Source organism: Buchananella sp. 14KM1171 (genome assembly GCF_041380365.1).
Classification (GTDB): domain Bacteria; phylum Actinomycetota; class Actinomycetes; order Actinomycetales; family Actinomycetaceae; genus Buchananella; species Buchananella felis.
Window position 1 is genome coordinate 528897 of sequence record NZ_CP159981.1, and the last position, 20096, is coordinate 548992.

A 20096-nucleotide genomic window follows, 5' to 3' on the forward strand; every position below is an offset into this window, starting at 1 on the left:
CTCTGGACCAATTCGGTGGTCCAGACCAATATTTTTCTCCCATTGCGGCCCGTAGTCAAATGATTAGCGGCCGTCATTTGGATTCCGTGGGAGGCGCGGGCGGCTAGATCCCACCGCCGGGGGACGCGGCCTTGCGCGCGAAGGCGACCACGGGGACCGTGACGGCGTAGCGGTCGGCGCGGAACGTCGTGATCGTCTTGGCCACGCTGAGCGAGCCGGCGAACACGCGGCGGGTGATGCGCAGCGCCGGGTGGGGCCAGTCCACCTGCAACACCCGGCACTCCGAGTGCGTGAAGATCGCGCCCTCCACCGTGTCCTCGCCCCAGGTGGGTTCGAAGCCGGCCCGCGTGAGGGAGTCGTAGAGAGAGCCGTCCTCCACGTGCGCCTCCTCCAGGGCGACCAGGGAGCACGGCAGCCAGATGTCCTCCAGCGCGATGCTCTTCCCGTCGGCCAGCAGCAGCCTGCGCACATAGAACGTCTCGGTTCCCGTAGGCACCTCCAGGTCCTGTGCCAGCAGCGGCGGGGCCTTGACGGTCTCGAACGCCAGCACGCGCTTGGAGGGCTTCAGTCCCCGACGCTGCATCTCTGCGGTGAAGGAGGTCAGGCGCACCTGGGCGCGCCGGTTCGGCTGCGCCACGAAGGTGCCGGAACCCTGCACCCGCTCCAGCCGGCCCTCGTTCACCAGGGAGTCCACGGCCTGCCGGACCGTCATCCGGGACACGCCGAACAGTGAACACAGCACCCGCTCGGAGGGAATGGCGTCCCCCGGGGACAACTCCGTGGATATCAAAGAGCTCAGGTAGTCACGCACTGCCTTGTGCTTGACAACTACCACCGCATCCCCCAGATAGCTCGCCACTTGCCCAACAGGCTACCGCCTTCTGCGCCCACGTGGCCCAAATGTGCTGCCCAAATTCCTTCCACCCCGGGCGCGCTCCAACACGGCATAGCGGGACGAAGCTGGCCCGCACCACCCCGCTCGCGCCCGAATTGCGATCAACCAAAGCTCAATTGCAGCAAAAGCTAACCTGAATCTGCGAAAACCCTGGGAAGAAACTTGACACGAGATTGAAGGCGCGGTTGAGTTGTACGCAGCTGGTCCAGACCTGCGCATAGCGTGCACCAATGGACGGGCCCACCCTCAGCCCGAGGGTGGACGGCATTGCGGCGATGGCGCCGCACGTCAAACAGGAGCTCAATTGAGTACTTCAACCCCGACTCGCTCCGGCGGCTTCATGGCCGTTGCGCAGCGCCTTGGTCGTTCTCTGATGCTTCCGATCGCCACCCTGCCTGCAGCTGGTCTGCTCCTGCGCTTCGGCCAGGCGGACATGCTGGGCGCTGACGGCCTCGGCAAGCACGTCGAATTCATGAACAAGGTTGCCGACGTTCTCGGCGCCGCTGGTGGTGCCGTCTTCGGCAACCTCCCCCTGATCTTCGCCGTCGGTGTGGCCGTCGGTTTCGCCAAGAAGTCTGACGGCTCCACCGGTGTGGCCGGTCTGATCGGCTACCTGGTGTTCTCCGAGACCCTCAAGCCGATGTCCAAGTTCGTCATGGGCGTCGACGAGGCCGGTGCCGCGCTCAAGACCGTCAACTACGGCGTGCTCGGCGGTATCCTCATGGGTATCATCGCCGCTCTGCTGTGGCAGAAGTACTACCGCGTGAAGCTGCCGGACTGGCTGGCCTTCTTCGGTGGTCGCCGCTTCGTTCCGATCATCACCTCCGGTGTGGCCGTGGTGCTCGCCGTCGTGATGTCCTACATCTACCCCGCCTTCGACTGGCTGGTGAACCAGAAGCTCGGTGGCTGGCTGATGAACGAGAGCAACGCCGTCCTCGGTGGCTTCGTCTTCGGTACCGTTAACCGTCTGCTCATCCCCTTCGGTCTGCACCACCTGATCAACTCCATCCCGTGGTTCACCCTGGGTGCTTGCACCGACAAGGAAGGCGCCACCCTGCACGGCGACCTGACCTGCTTCTTCAACGGTGTTGACGGCACCAACGCCTGGTCCGGCTCCTACATGACCGGCTTCTTCCCGATCATGATGTTCGCCCTCCCGGCCGCCGCCTTCGCCATCTGGCAGACCGCCAAGCCCGAGCGCAAGAAGGCCACCGGTGCCCTCATGTTCTCCGTGGCCCTGACCGCGTTCCTGACCGGTATCACCGAGCCGCTCGAGTACGCCTTCGCCTACGTTGCCTTCCCGCTGTACGCCGTGCACGCGGTCCTGACCGGTTCCGCTCTGGCCGTGACCAACCTGCTGGGCGCCAAGGACGGCTTCACCTTCTCCGCTGGTGCTATCGACTACCTGATCAACTTCGGCAAGTCTGCTGAACTGTCCGGTGGCGTGTTCCAGGGCCCGATCATGATCGTCCTGGTCGGCCTGGCCTACGCGGTGATCTACTTCTTCGTCTTCCGCTTCATGATCCCCGCGTTCAACTTCCCGACGCCGGGTCGCGAGGACGAGGGCGACGGCTTCGAGGCCGCTCAGGCCGAGGCTGCCGTTCGCACCGGTAAGGTTGCCGAGGAGGCCCGCAAGCGCTGACGCGCTAGCGAGTTTCTAAGCAAACTTGCTCCCGGGGTGGGGGCCGAGCAAACGCTCGGCCCCCACCCTTTGGCTTTCCGGCCAGATCCGCCCAAGGTTTTTCGAGCCGTCCCATACGCGGGCGCGGCGGTGTTAACGTGCGCCCCCGAGCGCACAAGAGTGAGTGCGGGGTACATCCGACCGCTTGGTGCCATGGCACCAAGCGGTCGGATGTACCCCGTCGCAGCATTTGCGCGGCTCGAGCCGACCGGACTCCGGTTAGCTACTCGCGGCCCCCACGCGTTCGCGCGGCAACCACCCGCCGGGCACGCAAACGCCCCGGGCGGGACCCCAGACGCCCCGGGCGGGGAAGGCTCGCTTCGCACACGACAAGAGCGCGCACGGGCAACGCGAAGCGGGTGGGTGAGGCGGCTGCGGCCGCCTCACCCACCCGCTTCAGCAGGGCGCACCGTTCAGGAACGCGGGCGCGTCCCCATCGCCTGGCGCATCACCGCGAACAGCGAGTGCGCGCGCTCGCTCCCCGCCACGTCCTCCACCAGCACGGGCGTGCCGGTCCCGTCGCCCAGCGGGATACGCCAGTTGGCGTACTCCTCATCCGTACCGGGCTGGTTCTGCGCGCGCTTCTCCCCCACGGCGTCCACCAGGGCCACCCCTACGAGCTGGGAGGGCGTGTCCGCCACAAAGCGGTGCATGCCGGCAATAATCTGCGGCTCGGAGGCAGCGTCGTCCACCAAATATCCCCGCTCGATCAACTCGCCAACCATCTGTGCGCGCTCGGCGCGGGCCTCGGCGCGGACCTGCTCAACGTCGTCCTCCAGCAGCCCCAGGCGGTGGCGCAACTCCACGTGCTCGCCGTCCAGGTAACCGGCGGTGGGCGGCAGGTCGTGCGTGTTCACGGTAGACAACGCCAGGGTGCGGTAGTCCTGCGGGGCCAGGAAGCCGCCCTCCTCGTTCTTCTCGAACCACATGATGGAGGTGCCCAGCACGCCACGGTCTGCCAGGTAGTCCCGCACCCACGGCTCCACCGTGCCCAGATCCTCGCCGATCACCACGGCGCCGGCGCGGTGGGCCTCCAGCAGCAGCACGCCCAGCATCGCCTCGTGGTTGTAGCGCACGTAGGTGCCATCTGCCGCGGACTCCCCCGCAGGCACCCACCACAGGCGGAACATACCCAGGATGTGGTCAATTCGCAGCGCACCGGAGTGGGCCAGCACCGTGCGTGCCATGTCACGCAGCGGGCGGTAGGCCGCGCGGGCCAACGCGTCCGGGCGCCACGGCGGCTGGTCCCAGTTCTGGCCCTGCTGGTTGTACATGTCCGGCGGCGCACCCACGCCAATACCCTTGGCGAAGTTCTCCGGCATAGTCCACATGTCCGCGCCGTGCTTGGAGACGCCCACGGCCAGGTCAGCCATCACACCCAAGCGCATACCGGCGTCGCGGGCGGTGTTCTGGGCGGCGGCAAGCTGCTCGTCGGCCACCCACTGCAACCACACGTAGAAGTCGATCCGGGCGGCCAGGCGCTCGCGCGCGGCCTCCACGTCCTTTCCGTGCACGTTCTCCAGGCCCACGGGCCAGTCGATGCCGTCCTTGGCGCAGCCGCGCTCCGGGGAGAGCTCCTCCACCAGCGCGCACCACAGGCCCCAGTTCTCCAGGCTCTGCCCGCCCCGGCGGCGGAAGCGGTCGAAGGCAGCCTGTCGGCCAAAGCGGCGCTGCACGAGGAAGACCTCCTCCAGCGCCTCCAGCTTGCTGGCCCACGCCGCGTCACGCTCCACCCGCTCGATCGAACGAGCTGCGGCCTGCCAGCGACGCTGGGCGTCCTCCAGGCGTGCCCGCGCCGGGGCCGTGAGCTTGCCGTACTCCTCGATCAACTGAGGCCGCACGTAGAGGGGGCTGACGAACTGGCGCGTCACCGGCAGGTACGGCGAGGCAGTGATCGGCGGGATCGGCTCCCCGGCGTGGGTCGGGTTGATGAGCAGGAAGTCAGCTCCCTGCTCGCCGGAGATCTGCGCCAGGTCAGCCAGGTCCCCGTAGTCGCCCATGCCCCACGACTCGTTAGAGAGCGTGGAGTAGACCTGGGCCATCACGCCCCAGCCGCGCCAGTCCCGGCTAGGGAGGCTCTCCAGACGGAAGGGGGTAACCGCTAGCGGGCAACGTACCTCGCGCCAGTACTCCCCCTCGCCTATTTCTGCCACCAACTCGTGCCACCCCAGGGGGAGGTTTTCTGGCAAATAGAAGGTCGCCCTACCAATCAGGTCACCGTCCACGTCACGCGGCGGAACGTAAACATCCATCTGGGAAAGCTGCCAGTGCCCGCCCAGTTCCAGCTCCACCCGAACCGAAACTCGCTCGCCGTGATGGACGTGCACCGGTAGCTCGTAGCTGAAGCCTGAACGCATGACCACGCTGGGAGGCAGGGCGTCACGCCACGGCTCCAGTTCAACCTCTGCAAGGGAGCGCGCTACCTCCTCATCTGTGGCGGCTTGCCTGCCCAAGGCCTCAAGAACGGCAACCAAGACTCGCTCTTGCACCTGCCGATGGTTGCCGGAGAAATCCCAGTACTCCGTTGCAACCCCACACTTGTTTGCCAATTCGCGCAAAGCGCCGACGTTGCCGGGAACCGTGCCAGACATGGGTCGCCATCCTCCATTGGGTGGACCGACTTGCAGAGTGTTTCAGTCGGATTCAAGCCAAATCTACCAGCACAGAGCCGCAATTTTTGCAATGCGTTGCAGGAAATCTCAGGCATTGGTGGCTAAGTAGGCCCCAGCTGAACTCACACGACGCGGCGGGCAACCCCAAGTCGCTCGACGCTATCTACCACGTCGTCAGTCTCTTGCCCCAGCACCACCTGAACAACATTGCCCGTGCCAGAGATGATCGCGGCGAGCGCCCCGGCACCCCGCAGGTCGGGGACGGAGACGCGCCGAACATCGCGGACCTCCACCCGCATTCGGGTGATGCAGGACTCCACGTTGATGACGTTTTCTGCTCCGCCCAGGGCAATAAGAATCGCCTTCGCGCGCTCCAACACGGCGTCACCTCTCTCCTGCACACAGGGCCAGAATCAGCACAACCATAGCACCAATAGGTGTCCGGCGTCACATTTGGACCCCTACGGTAGGGGCGCTCGGGCCTTCGCGGAGTGCCGGCCAGCCGACGGGGCCAGGCAGCCGCGCCACCGCTCCACCGCGCCCGCGCTCCGCCCCGATTTCCCCCGCTCCCCCACCCCAGAACCACCCCGGGAGACACCCGCCGGGAGCGAATCGAAAAATCGCCTTGTTCGCGCAGGGCGTTCCGCCTCCAAGAGGGCACTTAATCGGGGACAATTGCGCCAAGCAGACATAAGGAGGGTCCCGTGACCGAGAACGATCTCAGCTTCGAAGGTATCCCCGTCAGCCCTGGACTGGTGGCTGGCCCTATTGCCCACATGGGTGCTGGCATTGAGGAGCCGAGCCCGGATGAACGCTTCGCTGGGGACCCCGCCAGCGCCAAGGAGCTGATCCAGGCTGCTGCGGCTGCTACCAAGGCTGACCTGGAGTTCAAGGCCGCCTCCGCTCAGGGTGAGGGCCGCGAGGTTCTGACCATGACGGCCCAGATGGCCGCAGACAAGACCCTGGTGAAGCAGGCAGCCAAGCTGGTTGTGAACGAGGGCGTCTCCGCCGCCCGCGCGGTCTGGGTGGCCGCCGGGACCATCGCCGCCCAGCTGGAGTCCCTGGGCGGCTATATGGCCGAGCGCACGCGCGATGTTGCTGACGTGCGCGACCGCATCGTGGCCCGCCTGACGGGCCAGGACCTGCCGGGCATTCCCGAGCGCCCGGAGCCTTTCATCCTGGTCGCCCGCGACCTGGCCCCGGCTGACACGGCGCTGCTGGACCCGGCCAAGGTTATCGGCATCATCACCGCAGAGGGTGGCCCCACCTCCCACACCGCGATCCTGGCCCGCGACCTGGGCATCCCGGCGATCGTCGGCGCCGGCAACGGCGTGCTGCGGAACCTGAAGGCAAACTCCTTCGTGCTGCTGGACGGCGCCAAGGGGCGCGTGAGCGTCAACCCGTCGGTGGAGGACATGGAGCGCGTGGCCGCCCTGTCGCGCCGCAAGGCGGTGTTCAACGGCACCGGTCAGACCAAGTGTGGTCACCGCGTGCAGCTGCTCGGCAACGTGGGTGACGCCACCAGCGCGATGGCTGCGGCTGCGGCCGGCGCGGAGGGTGTTGGCCTGTTCCGTACCGAGTTCGCGTTCCTGGACGAGGCCGTGGAGCCGAGCCACGAGAAGCAGGTGGAGGCCTACCGCGCGGTTTTGGCCGCGTTCCCGGGCAAGAAGGTGGTTGTGCGTACCCTCGACGCGGGCGCGGACAAGCCGCTCCCGTTCGTAACGGACATGAGCGAGGAGAACCCGGCGCTGGGCGTGCGCGGTTTCCGCACCTCGTGGAAGTTCCCGCAGGTGCTGACCAACCAGCTCAAGGCCCTGGCCGCCGCCGCTGAGATGGAGACGGCCGACGTCTGGGTGATGGCGCCGATGATCGCGACCATGCCGGAGGCGGATTCCTTCGTGAGCCAGTGCGAGGAGCTGGGGCTGAAGACTGCGGGCATCATGGTCGAGGTGCCTTCTGCGGCCCTGACTGCGGACCGCCTGCTCTCGCGCGCCAAGTTCGCCTCCATCGGCACCAACGACCTGACCCAGTACGCGATGGCCGCCGACCGCATGCTCGGTTCGCTGGCTCAGCTCTCCACGGTCTGGCAGCCTGGCGTGCTCGCTCTGATCGACGTCACCTGCAAGGGTGGCGCCGCGAACGACGCTCCCGTGGGCGTTTGTGGCGAGGCGGCCGCCGACCCCGCGCTGGCGGTGGTCCTGACTGGCCTGGGAGTCAAGAGCCTCTCTATGACCTCCCGCGCTCTGGCCGACGTTGCCGAGGTGCTCGCCTCGGTGACGTTGGAGGAGTGCCAGGAGCTAGCCGCTTTGGCGCTCACGGCCGTGGACGCCAACTCCGCGCGCGAGGCCGTGCGCAGCCGCTTGCCGATCCTGGAGGAACTGGGTCTGTGAGCCGCGCAGGGAACGCTCCGTTAAGGGTTCCCTCCGCTTCATCCGAGCCGCTCGCCTCCGTCCTGCGCATTTTGCAACTGGACGGAGGCGAGGGGCCGGATTGTTTTGTGGGGACTTCTTTGCCGCAGCTGGGAGGCCGTGTTTACGGCGGCCAGGTGATGGCGCAGGCGTTGCTTGCTGCGGCGGCCACAGTGCCCGGTGCGGCAGTTTGCGGCGCTACCAGTGGGGTGGACGACGCTGCCCGCTTACCGCACTCAGTACACGCGGTCTTTTTGCGGCCAGGCGCCCTGGACGTGCCGTTGGAGTTTCGGGTGGAGCGGCTGCACGACGGGCGTTCGTTCTCCCGGCGCCGCACGGCCGTCTACCAGGGCGGCGAGGCGATCATGACGCTGGTTTCGTCGTTTCAGGTGGAGCAGATCGGGCTGGAGTTCGCCGATTCCATGCCCGCCGGGGTGCCGGGCCCGGGCGAGTTGAAGAGCGCCATCGAGTTGTTTCGCACGGTGGAGCACCCGGTGGCGAAGTTCCTGGGCAAGACGCTGGCGATGGACGTGCGGCACGTGGATAGTCCGCTCTACGTCTCGCGCCCGCAGGAGCGCGGGAGCAGCCAGCTGTTGTGGATGCGTACCCGCGGGGACGTGCCGGCCGGGGTTTGTCAGACAGTGGCCCGGGCGTTGCTGCTTTACACGTGCGACCAGGTGATGCTGGAGCCGGTGCTGCGAGGGCACGGGATTCACTGGCTGGAGCCGGGGTTGTCCCTGGCCACGCTGGATCATTCGATGTGGTTCCACGGGGACGTCGACGCGGCCAGTTGGCACCTCTATCAGCAGGACACACCGGCGGCTAGCGGCGGGCGGGGCCTGGCGCGCGCCAGCATTTACGCCCCGGACGGCCGCCTGGTGGCCTCCGCGAGCCAGGAGGGAATGGTGCGGGTACCGGGCGATGACCCGGCCCAGGCCGGACGGGAATCCTTCCTGGACACCCCACCTGCGGGCCCCAGCAAATAGGTTCGCGCGGGGCAAAGGCGAGGGCGGGTGGCTGCCGCGTTGCGCGGCAGCCACCCGCCCTCTTCGCTGGGAAACCCCGGCTTAGTCGCGGGTCAGGCGGCGGTGGGTGACCCGGTGCGGGCGGGCCGCCTCCGGGCCCAGTCGCTCGATCTTGTTGGCCTCGTAGGCCTCGAAGTTGCCCTCGAACCAGTACCAGGAGGCCGGGTTCTCCTCGGTGCCCTCCCAGGCCAGGATGTGGGTGGCCACGCGGTCCAGGAACCAGCGGTCGTGGGTGACCACCACGGCGCAACCCGGGAACTCCAGCAGGGCGTTCTCCAGGGAGCCCAGGGTCTCCACGTCCAGGTCGTTGGTGGGCTCGTCCAGCAGCAGCAGGTTGCCACCCTGCTTTAGGGTCAGGGCCAGGTTGAGGCGGTTGCGCTCACCGCCGGAGAGCACCCCGGCCGGCTTCTGCTGGTCCGCACCCTTGAAACCGAAGGCGGAGACGTAGGCGCGCGAGGGCATCTCCACGTTGCCGACCTGGATAAAGTCCAGGCCGTCGGAGACGACCTCCCACAGGGTCTTGTCCGGGTCGATGCCGCCACGGGTCTGGTCCACGTAGGAGATCTTGACGGTCTCGCCGATCTTCAGGTCACCGGAGTCCAGCGGCTCCAGGCCCACCATGGTCTTGAACAGGGTGGTCTTACCGACGCCGTTGGGGCCGATCACACCGACGATGCCGTTGCGCGGCAGCGTAAAGGAGAGCTTGTCGATCAGGACCCGGTCGCCAAAGCCCTTGGTCAGGTCGGTGGCCTCGAGGACCACGTTGCCCAGGCGCGGGCCCGGCGGGATCTGGATCTCCTCGAAGTCGAGCTTGCGGGTGCGCTCGGCCTCCGCAGCCATCTCCTCGTAGCGGGCCAGACGCGCCTTGGACTTGGCCTGGCGGCCCTTGGCGGACTGGCGCACCCACTCCAGCTCCTCGGCCAGGCGCTTGGCGAGCTTGGCGTCCTTCTTGCCCTGGACCTCCAGGCGGGCTGCTTTCTTCTCCAGGTAGGTGGTGTAGTTGCCCTCGTAGGGGTAGAGGCGGCCGCGGTCGACCTCGGCGATCCAGCCGGCGACGTGGTCCAGGAAGTAGCGGTCGTGGGTCACGGCGATGACGGCACCCGGGTAGGAGGCCAGGTGCTGCTCCAGCCACAGCACGCTCTCAGCGTCCAGGTGGTTGGTGGGCTCATCCAGCAGCAGCAGGTCCGGGGCTTCCAACAGCAGCTTGCACAGGGCGACGCGACGGCGCTCACCACCGGAGAGCACCTTCACGTCCGCGTCCGGCGGCGGGCAGCGCAGCGCGTCCATCGCCTGCTCGAGGCGCGAGTCCAGCTCCCAACCGTCGTTGGCGTCGATGAACTCCTGCAGCTTTCCCATCTCTTCCATGAGGGCGTCGAAGTCCGCGTCCGGGTCCGCCATCTGCTCGGAGATCTCGTTGTAACGGTCCAGAGCGCCCTTGAGCTCGGCCACGCCCTCCTGGACGTTACCCAGCACGGTCTTTTCCTCGTTCAGCGGCGGCTCCTGCAGCAGGATGCCGACGGTGTAGCCCGGGGTGAGGCGGGCCTCACCGTTAGACGGGGTCTCCAGGCCGGCCATGATCTTCAGGATCGTGGACTTACCGGCGCCGTTGGGGCCCACCATGCCGATCTTGGCACCAGGCAGGAACATCATCGTCACGTCATCGAGGATCACCTTGTCCCCGTGCGCCTTGCGCGCCTTAATCATCGAGTAGATGTACTCAGCCACTTACCCTCCCAGGTGTGTTCATATCCGGCTAAATCCTAGCCGGGAAGCACCTGCGCCAAGCGGTACGTGGGCCGAGCCTTTAGTCACGCTCGGCCCACGTCCCTCAAACGGACTGCAGCTCGTACTCCAGCTCGGCGGAGGTGAACTCAGCCCCGCCTCCCCCGGCGTCCTCCAGCGCCTGGGAGGGGGCCTGTGCGCGGTCCGCTGCGGCCGGGGCCGCTTCCGCCCCGCCCTGCGGGAACCCGCCCACGCCGGCCAGCGGAGTCAAGTCCGTCCCCGCCTGCGAGCCGCTGTCCCCGCCCACGCCGGACTCGCGCAAGGCTCCCCCCGCAGTGGCAGGCTCCCCGTCGACCCGAGGAGCGGCAGTCGCCCCGTCCTGCGGCACGCTGCTCCCATCCTGAGGGCCGGCGTTCCCCTCCCCGGGCCCCGCGCTGCCCTCCCGGGGCCCCGCGCCCGTGGCCCAGGTGGGCGCGCCGTCGGCAGACTGGGAGGGAGGGGTGGGCGCGGCAGCGTCGTCCATCTGAGAGGACTGCGCGTTCTCCTCCTGCGGGCGGCCGGAGTTGCGGTCCACCACGCGCGCGTATGTAACCACGCCACGCTTGACCTCCACCGAGATGCTGGAGGCGTGGATCACCACCGAGGTCTGCGTGCTTCCCGCCCGCTCCCACCGCTCGGTGGCAAGCCGGCCGATGACAACCAGCGGCATGCCCTTGCGCACCGAGGAGGCGACGTCCTGCGCGGCCTCCCGCCACGCCTTGACGGTGATGAACTCCGTGTCCAGGTCCTTCCACCCCTCGGCGGTGCGGTAGCGCGGGGTGGCGGCGATGCGGAACTCGGCCAGGTCCGGCCTGCCCTCGCTGCGCAGCAGGGACGCGTTCGTCGCGGCATAGCCGTGGACGGTGATCTCTATCGGGTTTGACATGGTGGCTCCTTTCGAACTGGCGGCGAGCGCCGCACCTCCAGCCTGTTAGGTCGGCGGAGCCAAACCAACGGCGCGTGCGTAAAGCGCGCTGGAGCCGGTTATCCCCAGGTCGGGCGCCGCCGCAGCCCCGCCCGCACCGGTGGATAAGTGGGCGGTGCGGCGCCGGGGCTCGGTGGCTCATCTCGAAGAAGCGGGCCCCGACTCGACGTTTGACTGTTCAACTCGACGTTCGCCAGTTCAACTCGACGTTCGCCTGTTCAACTCGACGTTGCCACCCAAGCTAACGTCTAGATTCACCACCAAACGTCTAGATTCACCACCAAACGTCGAGACCGGATACCGGGCCCTCGCAGCGCGGCCTCACTCTCTCGCACTCCCAGCCCGACATTCCACCCCTCAACTCGACGTTTGCCTGTTCAACTCGACGTTCGCCTTCTCAACTCGACGTTTGACTGTTCAACTCGACGTTTGACTGTTCAACTCGACGTTTCCACCCAAGCCAACGTCTAGATTCACCACCAAACGTCTAGATTCACCACCAAACGTCGAGACCGGATACCGGGCCCTCGCAGCACGGCCTCACTCCCTCGCACTCCCAGCCCGACATTCCACCCCTCAACTCGACGTTCGTCCTTTCGACTCGACGTTCGCCTGTTCAACTCGACGTATGCGCCCCTCAGCCCGACGTTCCGGCGCTCAGTCTGGAATTCCCAACCAGCTCACACGAACCTGGCACGCACCGTTTGGACGAGTCTTGGGGGCGAGCGGCAGGAATGCGCGCACGGTAAGGACTGTTTTCTTTTGAACTGAGCCCCGGCACTTGTCGGCCAGGACGCCACCCCGCCCTGCGCCCCTCGCCACCCCGCCTTTCGCCCCACGCCCAGGCATCGGAGGAAAAGAAAAGGGCGAGCCAACGCTGTCTGCGGCGGTCGCTCTGCCGGTCACCCGGCCCTTTCCAAAGCGCGCCCCCAGCAGGATTCGAACCTGCGACCAAGGGATTAGAAGGCCCTTGCTCTATCCACTGAGCTATGGAGGCTGGCGCCCGTTTAGAGCGAGCGCGCGTCGCGGCCCATTATGGCCCCTTTCCCGCGTGGCACGCACCCTCGCCGGCCCGAGGGATCAGAATTCTGCTCATGACCTCGCCTCTCCAGCCCGCCTCACCGGACTCCACCTCGGCCACGACGAACCCGGCCCCACCCACCTGCACCCCCGCCGCGCCGCACCCTTCCAACACCTCTACCGCCGACGCCTCTCCCGCCGCTCCGACACAGGCTCCCGCCGCGCCACACCCCGCCAACGCCACCACCCCCACCACCACCTCCCCCGCCCTCCCGCTGGGCACGCGCCGCCTGCGCATGGGCGTGGTGGGCGTCGGGGCGCGCGCTCCCCTGGCGCTGCACGCGCTGGACTGCCCGCACGGGGTGGACCTGGTGGCGGCGCTGGACCCGCACCCGCAGGCCGCCCGCCGCGCGCAGGACCGCCTGCGCCAACCGGTCCCGGTGGCCTCTACGTTGCAGGACTTCCTGTCCTTCGATCTGGATCTGGCCTTCGTCACCTCCCCGGACCACACTCACGAGGAGATCGCCCCGGCCCTGCTGCGCGCGGGCGTGGCGGTCTATCTGGAAAAGCCGCTGGCGATCACGCTGCCCGGTGCCCTGGCGATCCTGCAGGCGGCCCGCGAGTCCGGCACCGCCCTGTACGTGGGCCACAACATGCGCCACATGGCGGTGGTGCGCACGCTGCGCCGCCTGATCCAGGAGGGCCTGGTGGGGCAGGTCAAGGCGATCTGGTGCCGCCACTTTGTTGGCCACGGCGGCGACTTCTACTTCAAGGACTGGCACGCAGAGCGCCGCTACACCACCTCGCTGCTGCTGCAGAAGGCGGCTCACGACATCGACGTGATGCACTGGCTGGCCGGCGCCTACACGCAGCGGGTCACGGCCTTGGGCGGCCTGACGGTGTACGGGGACGTGCCTTCCCGCGCGGACAACTCCGACCGGCTCATGACCGACTGGTTCGACCGCACCGCCTACCCTGCCACGCAGCAGACCGGACTGAACCCGGTGATCGACGTGGAGGACCTCTCTCAGGTCCTGATGCGCCTGCCCGGCGGCATGTTCGCTTCCTACCAGCAGTGCCACTACACCCCGGATTATTGGCGCAATTACACGGTTATCGGCACGCACGGGCGCCTGGAGAACTTTGGGGACGGCGCCGGTGGGCGCGTGGTGCTCTACAACCACCGCACCAACTACAACGAGGCCGGCGACCAGGTTTTCCCCATTGCGGAGGAAGCCGAGGGGCACGGGGAGGCCGACGCCCTCACCGTGGCCGAGTTCCTTCGCTTCCTGCGCTTTGGCACGCCCACGGACACCTCTCCGGTGGCCGCCTACCACGCGGTCGCTACGGGCATCGCGGCCACGCTCTCGCTGCGCCAGGACGGCCAGCCGTACGACGTCGCCGCCCTGCCCGCCGATCTCGCGGCCTACTTCGAGTCGAACCAGGGCCGCAGCGCCCTCCCCTAGGGTGCCGCCCCGCGTCCGGGCCGAGTGCTAGGGGCGGTAGGTGGGCGACGTCGGCCACCCACCTACACCACGAACCGGCCTCACTGGCCACAGGCCGGGCGGGGACGACGTCGGCCACCCACCTACGTCACGAACCGGCCTCACTGGCCACAGGCCGGGCGGCAGGCTAGATGAGGAGGCGGAAGAGGTCTGACTCGCTGGGGATCTCCTCCACGTGCACCGGAGAGGCGTCGATGCGCTTGCGCAGGGCGGTGATGTCGCGCGGGTCGGCCAGTTCGATGCCCACCAGGGCAGGGCCGGTCTCGCGGTTGTTCTTCTTGGTGTACTCGAAGAGGACGATGTCGTCGTCGGGGCCAAGCACCTCGTCCAGGAAGTAGCGCAGCGCGCCCGGCTGCTGCTGGAACCGCACCATGAAGTAGTGGCGCAGGCCCTGGTAGCGGGCCGAGCGCTCGGCGATCTCGTCGTAGCGGGAAAGGTCGTTGTTGCCGCCCGAGACCACGCACACCACCGGGCCCTTGGGCTCGAACGGCAGGCCGATGCGCAGCGCGGCGGACGCCAACGCGCCGGCCGGCTCCGCGATCACGCCGTCGGCGTGGTACAGGTCCAACAGCTCGGAGCAGACCGCGCCCTCCGGCACCGTCACGAACGGGATGTCCAGCCCCGCCACGATCTCGTAGGAGCGGTTACCCACGCGGGCCACTGCGGTGCCGTCCACGAAGTTGTCCACGCGGTCCAGCTCCACCGGGCGGCCCGCCGCGAGCGCCGCCTGCATCGAGGCAGCCCCGGCCGGCTCCACGCCCACCACGCGCGTCTGCGGGGCGTTTTGCACAAACCAGGCGGCGATGCCGGCCAGCAGGCCACCTCCGCCCACCGGCACCAGCACGGTGTCGATCCCCTCCGGCCCGGCGGCCTCGAAGATCTCCTGCGCCGTGGTGCCCTGGCCCGCGATCACGTGCGGGTCGTCGAAGGGGTGCACAAAGTTCGCGCGAGTCTCCATCGCGTGCAGCTGGGCGCGCGCGGAGGCGAGGTCAAAGTTGCCGTCCACGATCACCTGCTCCACCCACGGACCGCCGATCTCCGCGATCCGGTTGCGCTTCTGACGCGGCGTGTTGGACGGCAGGAAGATCTGCCCCTCCACCCCGAGGTCGTTGCAGGCGAATGCCACTCCCTGCGCGTGGTTACCGGCGGAGGCCGCCACGACGCCGCGCGCCCGCTGCTTTTCGCTCATCGCCGCGATCGCGTTGTAGGCGCCGCGCACCTTGAACGAGCGGCAGCGCTGCACGTCCTCGCGCTTGAGCAGCACCGGGAAGCCTGCCGCCTCGCTCAGGCGGTCGCTGCGCTCCAGCGGCGTCTCTTTGAGTACCCCGTCCAGGCGCTCGCGCGCGCCCGCAAAATCAAGCGCCGTCATACCAGCCCTTTCGTGTCTATCCCGCTCTACAGAATAGTGCGCCCGCCCCGCCACGCCCTGCAGTGTCTCGCGGGCGGCCGGTGTCTGCAGGCGTCCCGGCGCGGTCTCGGGGCGCACCCGGCCTCCCGGCGCGCCTGGTATTCCCGGCTTCCCGGGCGGCGGGCATAAGCTAGGGGCCGTGAGTAGTAGCGAAAACGACCCGTTGGTGTGGATCGACTGCGAGATGACGGGCCTGGACCTGCAGCAGGACGCCCTGGTTGAGATCGCGGTGATCGTCACCGATTCTGACCTGAACCCGCTGGGTGAGGGGATCGACCTCATCATCAAGCCGCCGGCTGCGGCGCTGGAGGGCATGAACGACTTCGTCCGCAGCATGCACACCACCTCCGGGCTGCTGGAGGAGCTGGACGGCGGCATTCCCCTGGCGGAGGCGGAGGCCCGCGTGCTGGCGTACGTCAAGCAGTTCTGCCCCACCGAGCGCAAGGCAATCCTGGCCGGCAACTCCGTGCACACGGATAAGTCCTTCCTGGACCGCGACATGCCGGAGCTGATGAGCCACCTGCACTACCGGATCGTGGACGTCTCTTCTCTGAAGGAACTGGCCCGCCGCTGGTACCCGCGCGCCTACTACAACGCCCCCAAGAAGGAGGGCGGCCACCGCGCGATGGCGGACATCCTGGAGTCGATCCAGGAGCTTGCCTACTACCGCGACGTGCTGCTGCCCGCCCCGCCCGGGCCCTCCATGACCACCTGCAAGCGGGCCGCCCGGCGCTTGCTGGCCGAGCGCGACCAGCGCGCCGCCGCTGCCGGCGTGGTTTTCGTCAAGGCTGGCGAAGCGATCGAGGCTGCCGAGGGGGCTGAGGCGCCGGCCTGCGGGTACGAGGCCGGAAAGCCGGCGGGGGCTGGCGAGTAGGTCTAAAGGCGAGGTGCCTGTTTTAGGTGGTGGCCGGGTGGACGACGTTCCGCCCGGCCGCTGCGTTAAGCACGGCCTACGGTAGGCGGCCGGGGCGGGGCAGCTCTGCTCGGGGCCGGTGTGTTCGGCAGGGCCGGGGAACCGGCGCGGCCCGGGCACCGGCGCGGGGTACTGCCCGTGCGCCGGCCCGCCAGTGAATCAGTGGGTCGTGGGACCGCCGCGTTCGGCACTGCCCGTGCGCTGGCGGCCCGCGCCCCCGGGAGCGGACGCGCTCACCCTGTCCAGTCACTGCCCGTACGCCGGCGGCCCGCTCCCGGGCCAGCGCCCTGGCCCGGGCCCCGCCCACCCGTGTGGCAGGGAATACACCGCCAGGATTTCCCTTTTCCGACCCCGGGGCGATAACATCTTCATTCGTTGCGCCATGCAACCCTGGTGGGTGTAGCTCAGTCGGTAGAGCGTCTGGTTGTGGTCCAGAAGGTCGCGGGTTCGAGACCCGTCACTCACCCCAGGTAAGGCCCAGTCCGTGCGGACTGGGTTTTTTCATGTGGTGAGTCCAGGCAGCTAAATGCGTGGTGGCCCAGTCCGTGCGGACTGGGCTTTTTCATGCCCACCGGGTGCCGTGTGCTGGGCGGCAAGCGCACGAGGACCGGGCCACGCACGCGCCGGGGCTGGGCGGAGTCGGCGCGGGCTCGGGGCCTTATCGCCAAGGGGCGCGACGCAAATGCTAGTGCGGGGTACATGCGACCGCCCGGTGCCGTGCCCCCGATCGGTCGCATGTACCCCAATGTCGCAAAAGTGCGGTCCGTGCCGCCCGGGCCCGGGGCCTACGGCCAGCGGCGCTAGGCGCACCTTCCCCGGTTGCGTTCTCGCAGCGCCCCTAGATCGGCTCCCTCACACTGCGGTTTCCCGTCGGCCCGGTGTGCGCTCAGTATGCTCTCGCCGGGGCAGGTACCTGCCCCGGCGCCGCCGGGTTCTGCGGCGGGATTGAGCCCCTGCGGCGAGCCCCGTCCTGGACGACGCCCCGCGCCGCATCCCGTCACCTCCGCTGCCGCGAACGCCAACATTGCGTGCGCGTTCCCGGCCTCACTCATTCTCGGAAGGGCCCTGCCGATGTTGGTCTGCCGTCTCAATCCCCAGCACGTCTATCCGGAGACTTACAGTCAGTGCCCGTGGTGTCAGCAGCAGGAGGCCCCGCTGAACTTCCCGCCTCCCACACAGCCTGCGGTCAGCCCGGCCCCGTTGGGCCCAGCCTCGGCGGCTACTCCTGTGCCGCCCCCGCCGGTGGCAGCTGCGGCTGCGCCGCCCGCAGCCCCGCAACCTGCCCCGGCCGCGCCTGCACTCCCGCCCCAGGCCCCGATCACTTCCCCGGTCCCGGCCCCGGTCTCGGCCCCGATCACTTCCCCGGTCTCGGCCCGCGAACCGGGCAAGAAGCGCGGCCTGATGGCCGCCATCATCGCCACGGTCACGCTGGCCGCCGTGGCTACCGGAGCGGTAGTTTGGCTCGTCAAGGGCCGCTCGGCTCCCGAGCCGCAGGGGGCTGCAGCCCCTACCGCTTCCTCCTCCCCCGCCGCACGCGAAACAACTCAGGCTGCGTCCGCAACACCCGCGACCACCACGCAGGTAGCCACGCCCACCCCCTCACCCTCGCGGACCAACCTGCGCCTGCCGGAGGCGCCATCGGCGCAACTGCAGGCTGGGGCAGAAAGCAGGTACTCGGAGAGTTACGCCGCACAAGTGACGGGCGTTTCCCAGGACGGTCTGAGCCTGAACGTGGACTTCACGGCCACGGGCCCGAGCGACCTGCGCCGGCCGGAGACTTCCTGCCTGATGATTGCGGGCGACGACGGGCAGTCCTACACGGCCCGCCTCGCCGACAGCGCCCTCACGACGGACACGACCGGTCACTTCGAGGGCACCTTGACCTTCCCGGCCCTAATCTCCGGGAGGTACACCTTCCTCTACTCCTGCCGAACCGACTACTCCGCGGCGGAGATCGGCACCGTAACCGTCCCGTCCGTCGGGGTGAGCCGCTTTAGCGAGGATTACTACGCGGTGGTGCTCGGTTACGACTACACCGACCTGTTCTTCGCGGCCCATGGTCGTTCCGATCTGCCTTCCCCCGAGACCAGCTGCATCGAGGCATACGCGGGCACCTACAACCCGCAGGTGACTATCGAGTCCCAGTGGTCCCCGGCGGACAAGACCCTGGTGGGCAAGATGAGCTTCATCCGCGAGGCAAAGTACTCCACCTTCCGGTACTCCTGCGCCGACTATACCGAGGTCTGGGTGGACTGATCGCGTGCCAGCACGGCCACTACCTCCTGGCCGCGCCCCGCGCGCGGCCGGCATCGCTTGGCCGCGCGCCCGCCCCGCACTCAGCACGCATTAGCGACTTGAGGGGCCGCCAGCGGCTTTACAGCCCCGGCGGCCCCCTCAGCCCATCTTTGGCGTTCTACCAGAACACGCGCTGGGCGATGGCGTCGGCGAAGTTGCCCACGGCCTCCGGCACGGCGCCCAGGTAGAGGGAGCCGTCGATCAGGGAGACCTCCATGACGTAGAAGGAGCCCTTGCCGTCGGGCACCAGGTCGATGCGGTTGAACAGCAGCTGCATGTCTCGGCCCACGGTTTCCTTGATGTAACCGTGCAGCACGCTGCGCACGCGCTCACCGAAGTTGCGCTCGGCCTCGGTTACCTCCCGCACCTGCACGGCAGTCTCCCGCTGCACCTCTTCCACGGAGCGGAAGGAGGGGTGGAGCATGGCCTGCTTGGAGACGGCGTGGGAGATGAGGCCGTTGAAGAAGACCAGGGAGATCTCACCGGCGGTGTCGATGGTCTCCAGGTAGCGCTGCACCATGACGGTGCGGCCCTTGCGAAGCTGGCGCACGGCGTGCGTGATCGCTTCCATGCGGCTCTTGGCGTCGGTGGAGGTGTAGCGGCCCGTACCGCGACCGCCGGAGGAGATGGCGGGCTTGACCACGAAGTCGCCCTGGGCGGGGAAGCGGCAGTGCACCTGGTGCTTGGTCAGCCCGGCGTCGGGCTCCAGCCAGGTGGTGGGGATGGTGGGCAGCCCGCGCGCCTCCAGCTCCTGTAGATAGTGCTTGTCCGTGTTCCACGCGAGCACGGGTGCCTGGTTGAGCAGGCGCGGGATGGAGCCGGCCCACTCGATGAACTGGGAGCGTTTTTGCGCGTAGTCACGCACTCCGCGCACCACTACGACGCCCGCGTCGCCCCAGTTGACGCTAGGGTCGTCCCACACTGCCACACGCGGGTCCATGCCGCGCTCGGCAACTGCGTCCAGGAGCGGGTGCTCCTCGCCGTCTAGGTTCGGTTGATCTGCGCTGGTTGCAAAGGTCACCACAGGCTTGCTCATTCTCTAACCGTATCGCGCTGCGGCTAGACTTTGCACCGTTATCTACTGCCAAGGACGGAGTAATGGATTTCTCTCAGCGCCGCAACTACCGCTGGGCGGTCGGCCTCACGATCACTGTTTGCGCCCTGGTGGCGGCATTTGGCGGCGGATACGTTGCTCTGTACGACGAGTTCTGGGGCGCCGTCGTCATCGTCTCTTGCTTCCTAGTGGGCCTGATTCTGTTCTACCGGATGCGCGACGTTCACCGTGGCGTGCGTAAGACCTTGTTTGGTGACGTGTCGGCCGCGTGGAACCGCGACCGCGACGCGGGCATTGCTCGCCCCACGTGGCGCGCCAGCAAGGCTCCCGTCGCCAGGGAGGAGCAGAAGCAGGCTCGACCCTCGACGGCCGGACTGTCCAAGAAGGCCGCGCGGCAGCGGGCCCAGGTCGAGGCCGCACGCCGCAGCCAGCAGAAGGACTAACTCTCGCGAATGCGCGGCGGGCCGAGCAAAACGCCCGGCCCGCTCCCACGTGCTGCCCCTGACCCGCTAACTCAAGCGCCCTGGCCCGGCAGCCGGATTGGCTTTGGGAGCATGCTCCCGACCACCGCTGCAACCTGTCGAGGCCCGGCAG

At 68.1% G+C, this 20096-nt stretch carries 14 protein-coding genes and 2 tRNA genes; 8 read left to right on the top strand and 8 right to left on the bottom strand.

Features of this window, described 5'->3' with window-relative positions; genetic code table 11:
* Positions 1–103: 103 nt before the first annotated feature.
* Positions 104–859 (bottom strand): GntR family transcriptional regulator, encoded by a 756-nt coding sequence (locus tag ABYF38_RS02155; protein WP_371152488.1) that lies wholly within the window; start codon positions 857–859, stop codon positions 104–106.
* Between the two features lie 376 nt (positions 860–1235).
* Between ABYF38_RS02155 and ABYF38_RS02160 the strand changes: the two genes are divergently transcribed.
* Positions 1236–2537, top strand: a complete 1302-nt coding sequence (locus ABYF38_RS02160; RefSeq protein WP_371152977.1) for a PTS transporter subunit EIIC — start codon at positions 1236–1238, stop codon at positions 2535–2537.
* Between the two features lie 452 nt (positions 2538–2989).
* On the opposite strand, the gene malQ is transcribed toward ABYF38_RS02160, so the two are convergent.
* Positions 2990–5167 carry a 4-alpha-glucanotransferase gene (gene malQ / locus ABYF38_RS02165; RefSeq protein ID WP_371152489.1) on the bottom strand — a complete coding sequence of 726 codons (2178 nt, stop codon included), beginning with the start codon at positions 5165–5167 and terminating at the stop codon, positions 2990–2992.
* Positions 5168–5310: 143 nt separating this feature from the next.
* Positions 5311–5568: a PTS transporter subunit EIIB gene (locus ABYF38_RS02170; RefSeq protein ID WP_371152490.1), complete on the bottom strand. Its 258-nt coding sequence runs from the start codon at positions 5566–5568 to the stop codon at positions 5311–5313.
* A gap of 324 nt (positions 5569–5892) precedes the next feature.
* Between ABYF38_RS02170 and ptsP the strand changes: the two genes are divergently transcribed.
* Both ptsP and ABYF38_RS02180 read left to right on the top strand, forming a co-directional pair.
* Entirely contained in the window at positions 5893–7578 is a 1686-nt protein-coding gene (gene ptsP / locus ABYF38_RS02175) for a phosphoenolpyruvate--protein phosphotransferase (RefSeq protein ID WP_371152491.1), read from the top strand.
* Positions 7575–8582, top strand: a complete 1008-nt coding sequence (locus ABYF38_RS02180) for an acyl-CoA thioesterase (protein ID WP_371152492.1) — start codon at positions 7575–7577, stop codon at positions 8580–8582. The genes ptsP and ABYF38_RS02180 overlap by 4 nt, the downstream gene beginning before the upstream one ends.
* Positions 8583–8663: 81 nt before the next feature.
* Here ABYF38_RS02180 and ettA read toward each other — a convergent pair whose 3' ends face one another.
* From ettA to ABYF38_RS02195, 3 genes are all read right to left on the bottom strand, one after another.
* Positions 8664–10346, bottom strand: coding sequence for an energy-dependent translational throttle protein EttA (gene ettA / locus ABYF38_RS02185; RefSeq protein ID WP_371152493.1), 1683 nt, complete (start codon positions 10344–10346; stop codon positions 8664–8666).
* A 103-nt stretch (positions 10347–10449) separates the two neighbouring features.
* Positions 10450–11268: a single-stranded DNA-binding protein gene (locus ABYF38_RS02190; protein WP_371152494.1), complete on the bottom strand. Its 819-nt coding sequence runs from the start codon at positions 11266–11268 to the stop codon at positions 10450–10452.
* A 963-nt stretch (positions 11269–12231) separates the two neighbouring features.
* Positions 12232–12304: transfer RNA gene (locus ABYF38_RS02195), tRNA-Arg, on the bottom strand.
* Between the two features lie 97 nt (positions 12305–12401).
* On the opposite strand from ABYF38_RS02195, the gene ABYF38_RS02200 reads away from it, so the two are divergent.
* Positions 12402–13793, top strand: a complete 1392-nt coding sequence (locus ABYF38_RS02200; protein ID WP_371152495.1) for a Gfo/Idh/MocA family protein — start codon at positions 12402–12404, stop codon at positions 13791–13793.
* 166 nt (positions 13794–13959) lie between these two features.
* On the opposite strand, the gene ilvA is transcribed toward ABYF38_RS02200, so the two are convergent.
* Entirely contained in the window at positions 13960–15201 is a 1242-nt protein-coding gene (gene ilvA / locus ABYF38_RS02205; protein ID WP_371152496.1) for a threonine ammonia-lyase IlvA, read from the bottom strand.
* Between the two features lie 178 nt (positions 15202–15379).
* On the opposite strand from ilvA, the gene orn reads away from it, so the two are divergent.
* The 3 genes from orn to ABYF38_RS02220 all read left to right on the top strand — a co-directional run bounded on the left by orn (position 15380) and on the right by ABYF38_RS02220 (position 18409).
* Positions 15380–16114, top strand: a complete 735-nt coding sequence (gene orn / locus ABYF38_RS02210; RefSeq protein ID WP_371152497.1) for an oligoribonuclease — start codon at positions 15380–15382, stop codon at positions 16112–16114.
* A 432-nt stretch (positions 16115–16546) separates the two neighbouring features.
* A tRNA-His gene (locus tag ABYF38_RS02215) sits at positions 16547–16622 on the top strand.
* Positions 16623–17380: 758 nt separating this feature from the next.
* Positions 17381–18409 carry a hypothetical protein gene (locus ABYF38_RS02220; protein ID WP_371152499.1) on the top strand — a complete coding sequence of 343 codons (1029 nt, stop codon included), beginning with the start codon at positions 17381–17383 and terminating at the stop codon, positions 18407–18409.
* Positions 18410–18566: 157 nt separating this feature from the next.
* Here ABYF38_RS02220 and ABYF38_RS02225 read toward each other — a convergent pair whose 3' ends face one another.
* Positions 18567–19484 carry an ATP-grasp domain-containing protein gene (locus ABYF38_RS02225; RefSeq protein WP_371152500.1) on the bottom strand — a complete coding sequence of 306 codons (918 nt, stop codon included), beginning with the start codon at positions 19482–19484 and terminating at the stop codon, positions 18567–18569.
* A gap of 62 nt (positions 19485–19546) precedes the next feature.
* Here ABYF38_RS02225 and ABYF38_RS02230 point away from each other — a divergent pair, with 62 nt between their 5' ends.
* A complete protein-coding gene (locus ABYF38_RS02230; protein ID WP_371152501.1) occupies positions 19547–19945 on the top strand; it encodes a hypothetical protein in 399 nt (132 codons plus the stop codon).
* Positions 19946–20096: the final 151 nt, after the last annotated feature.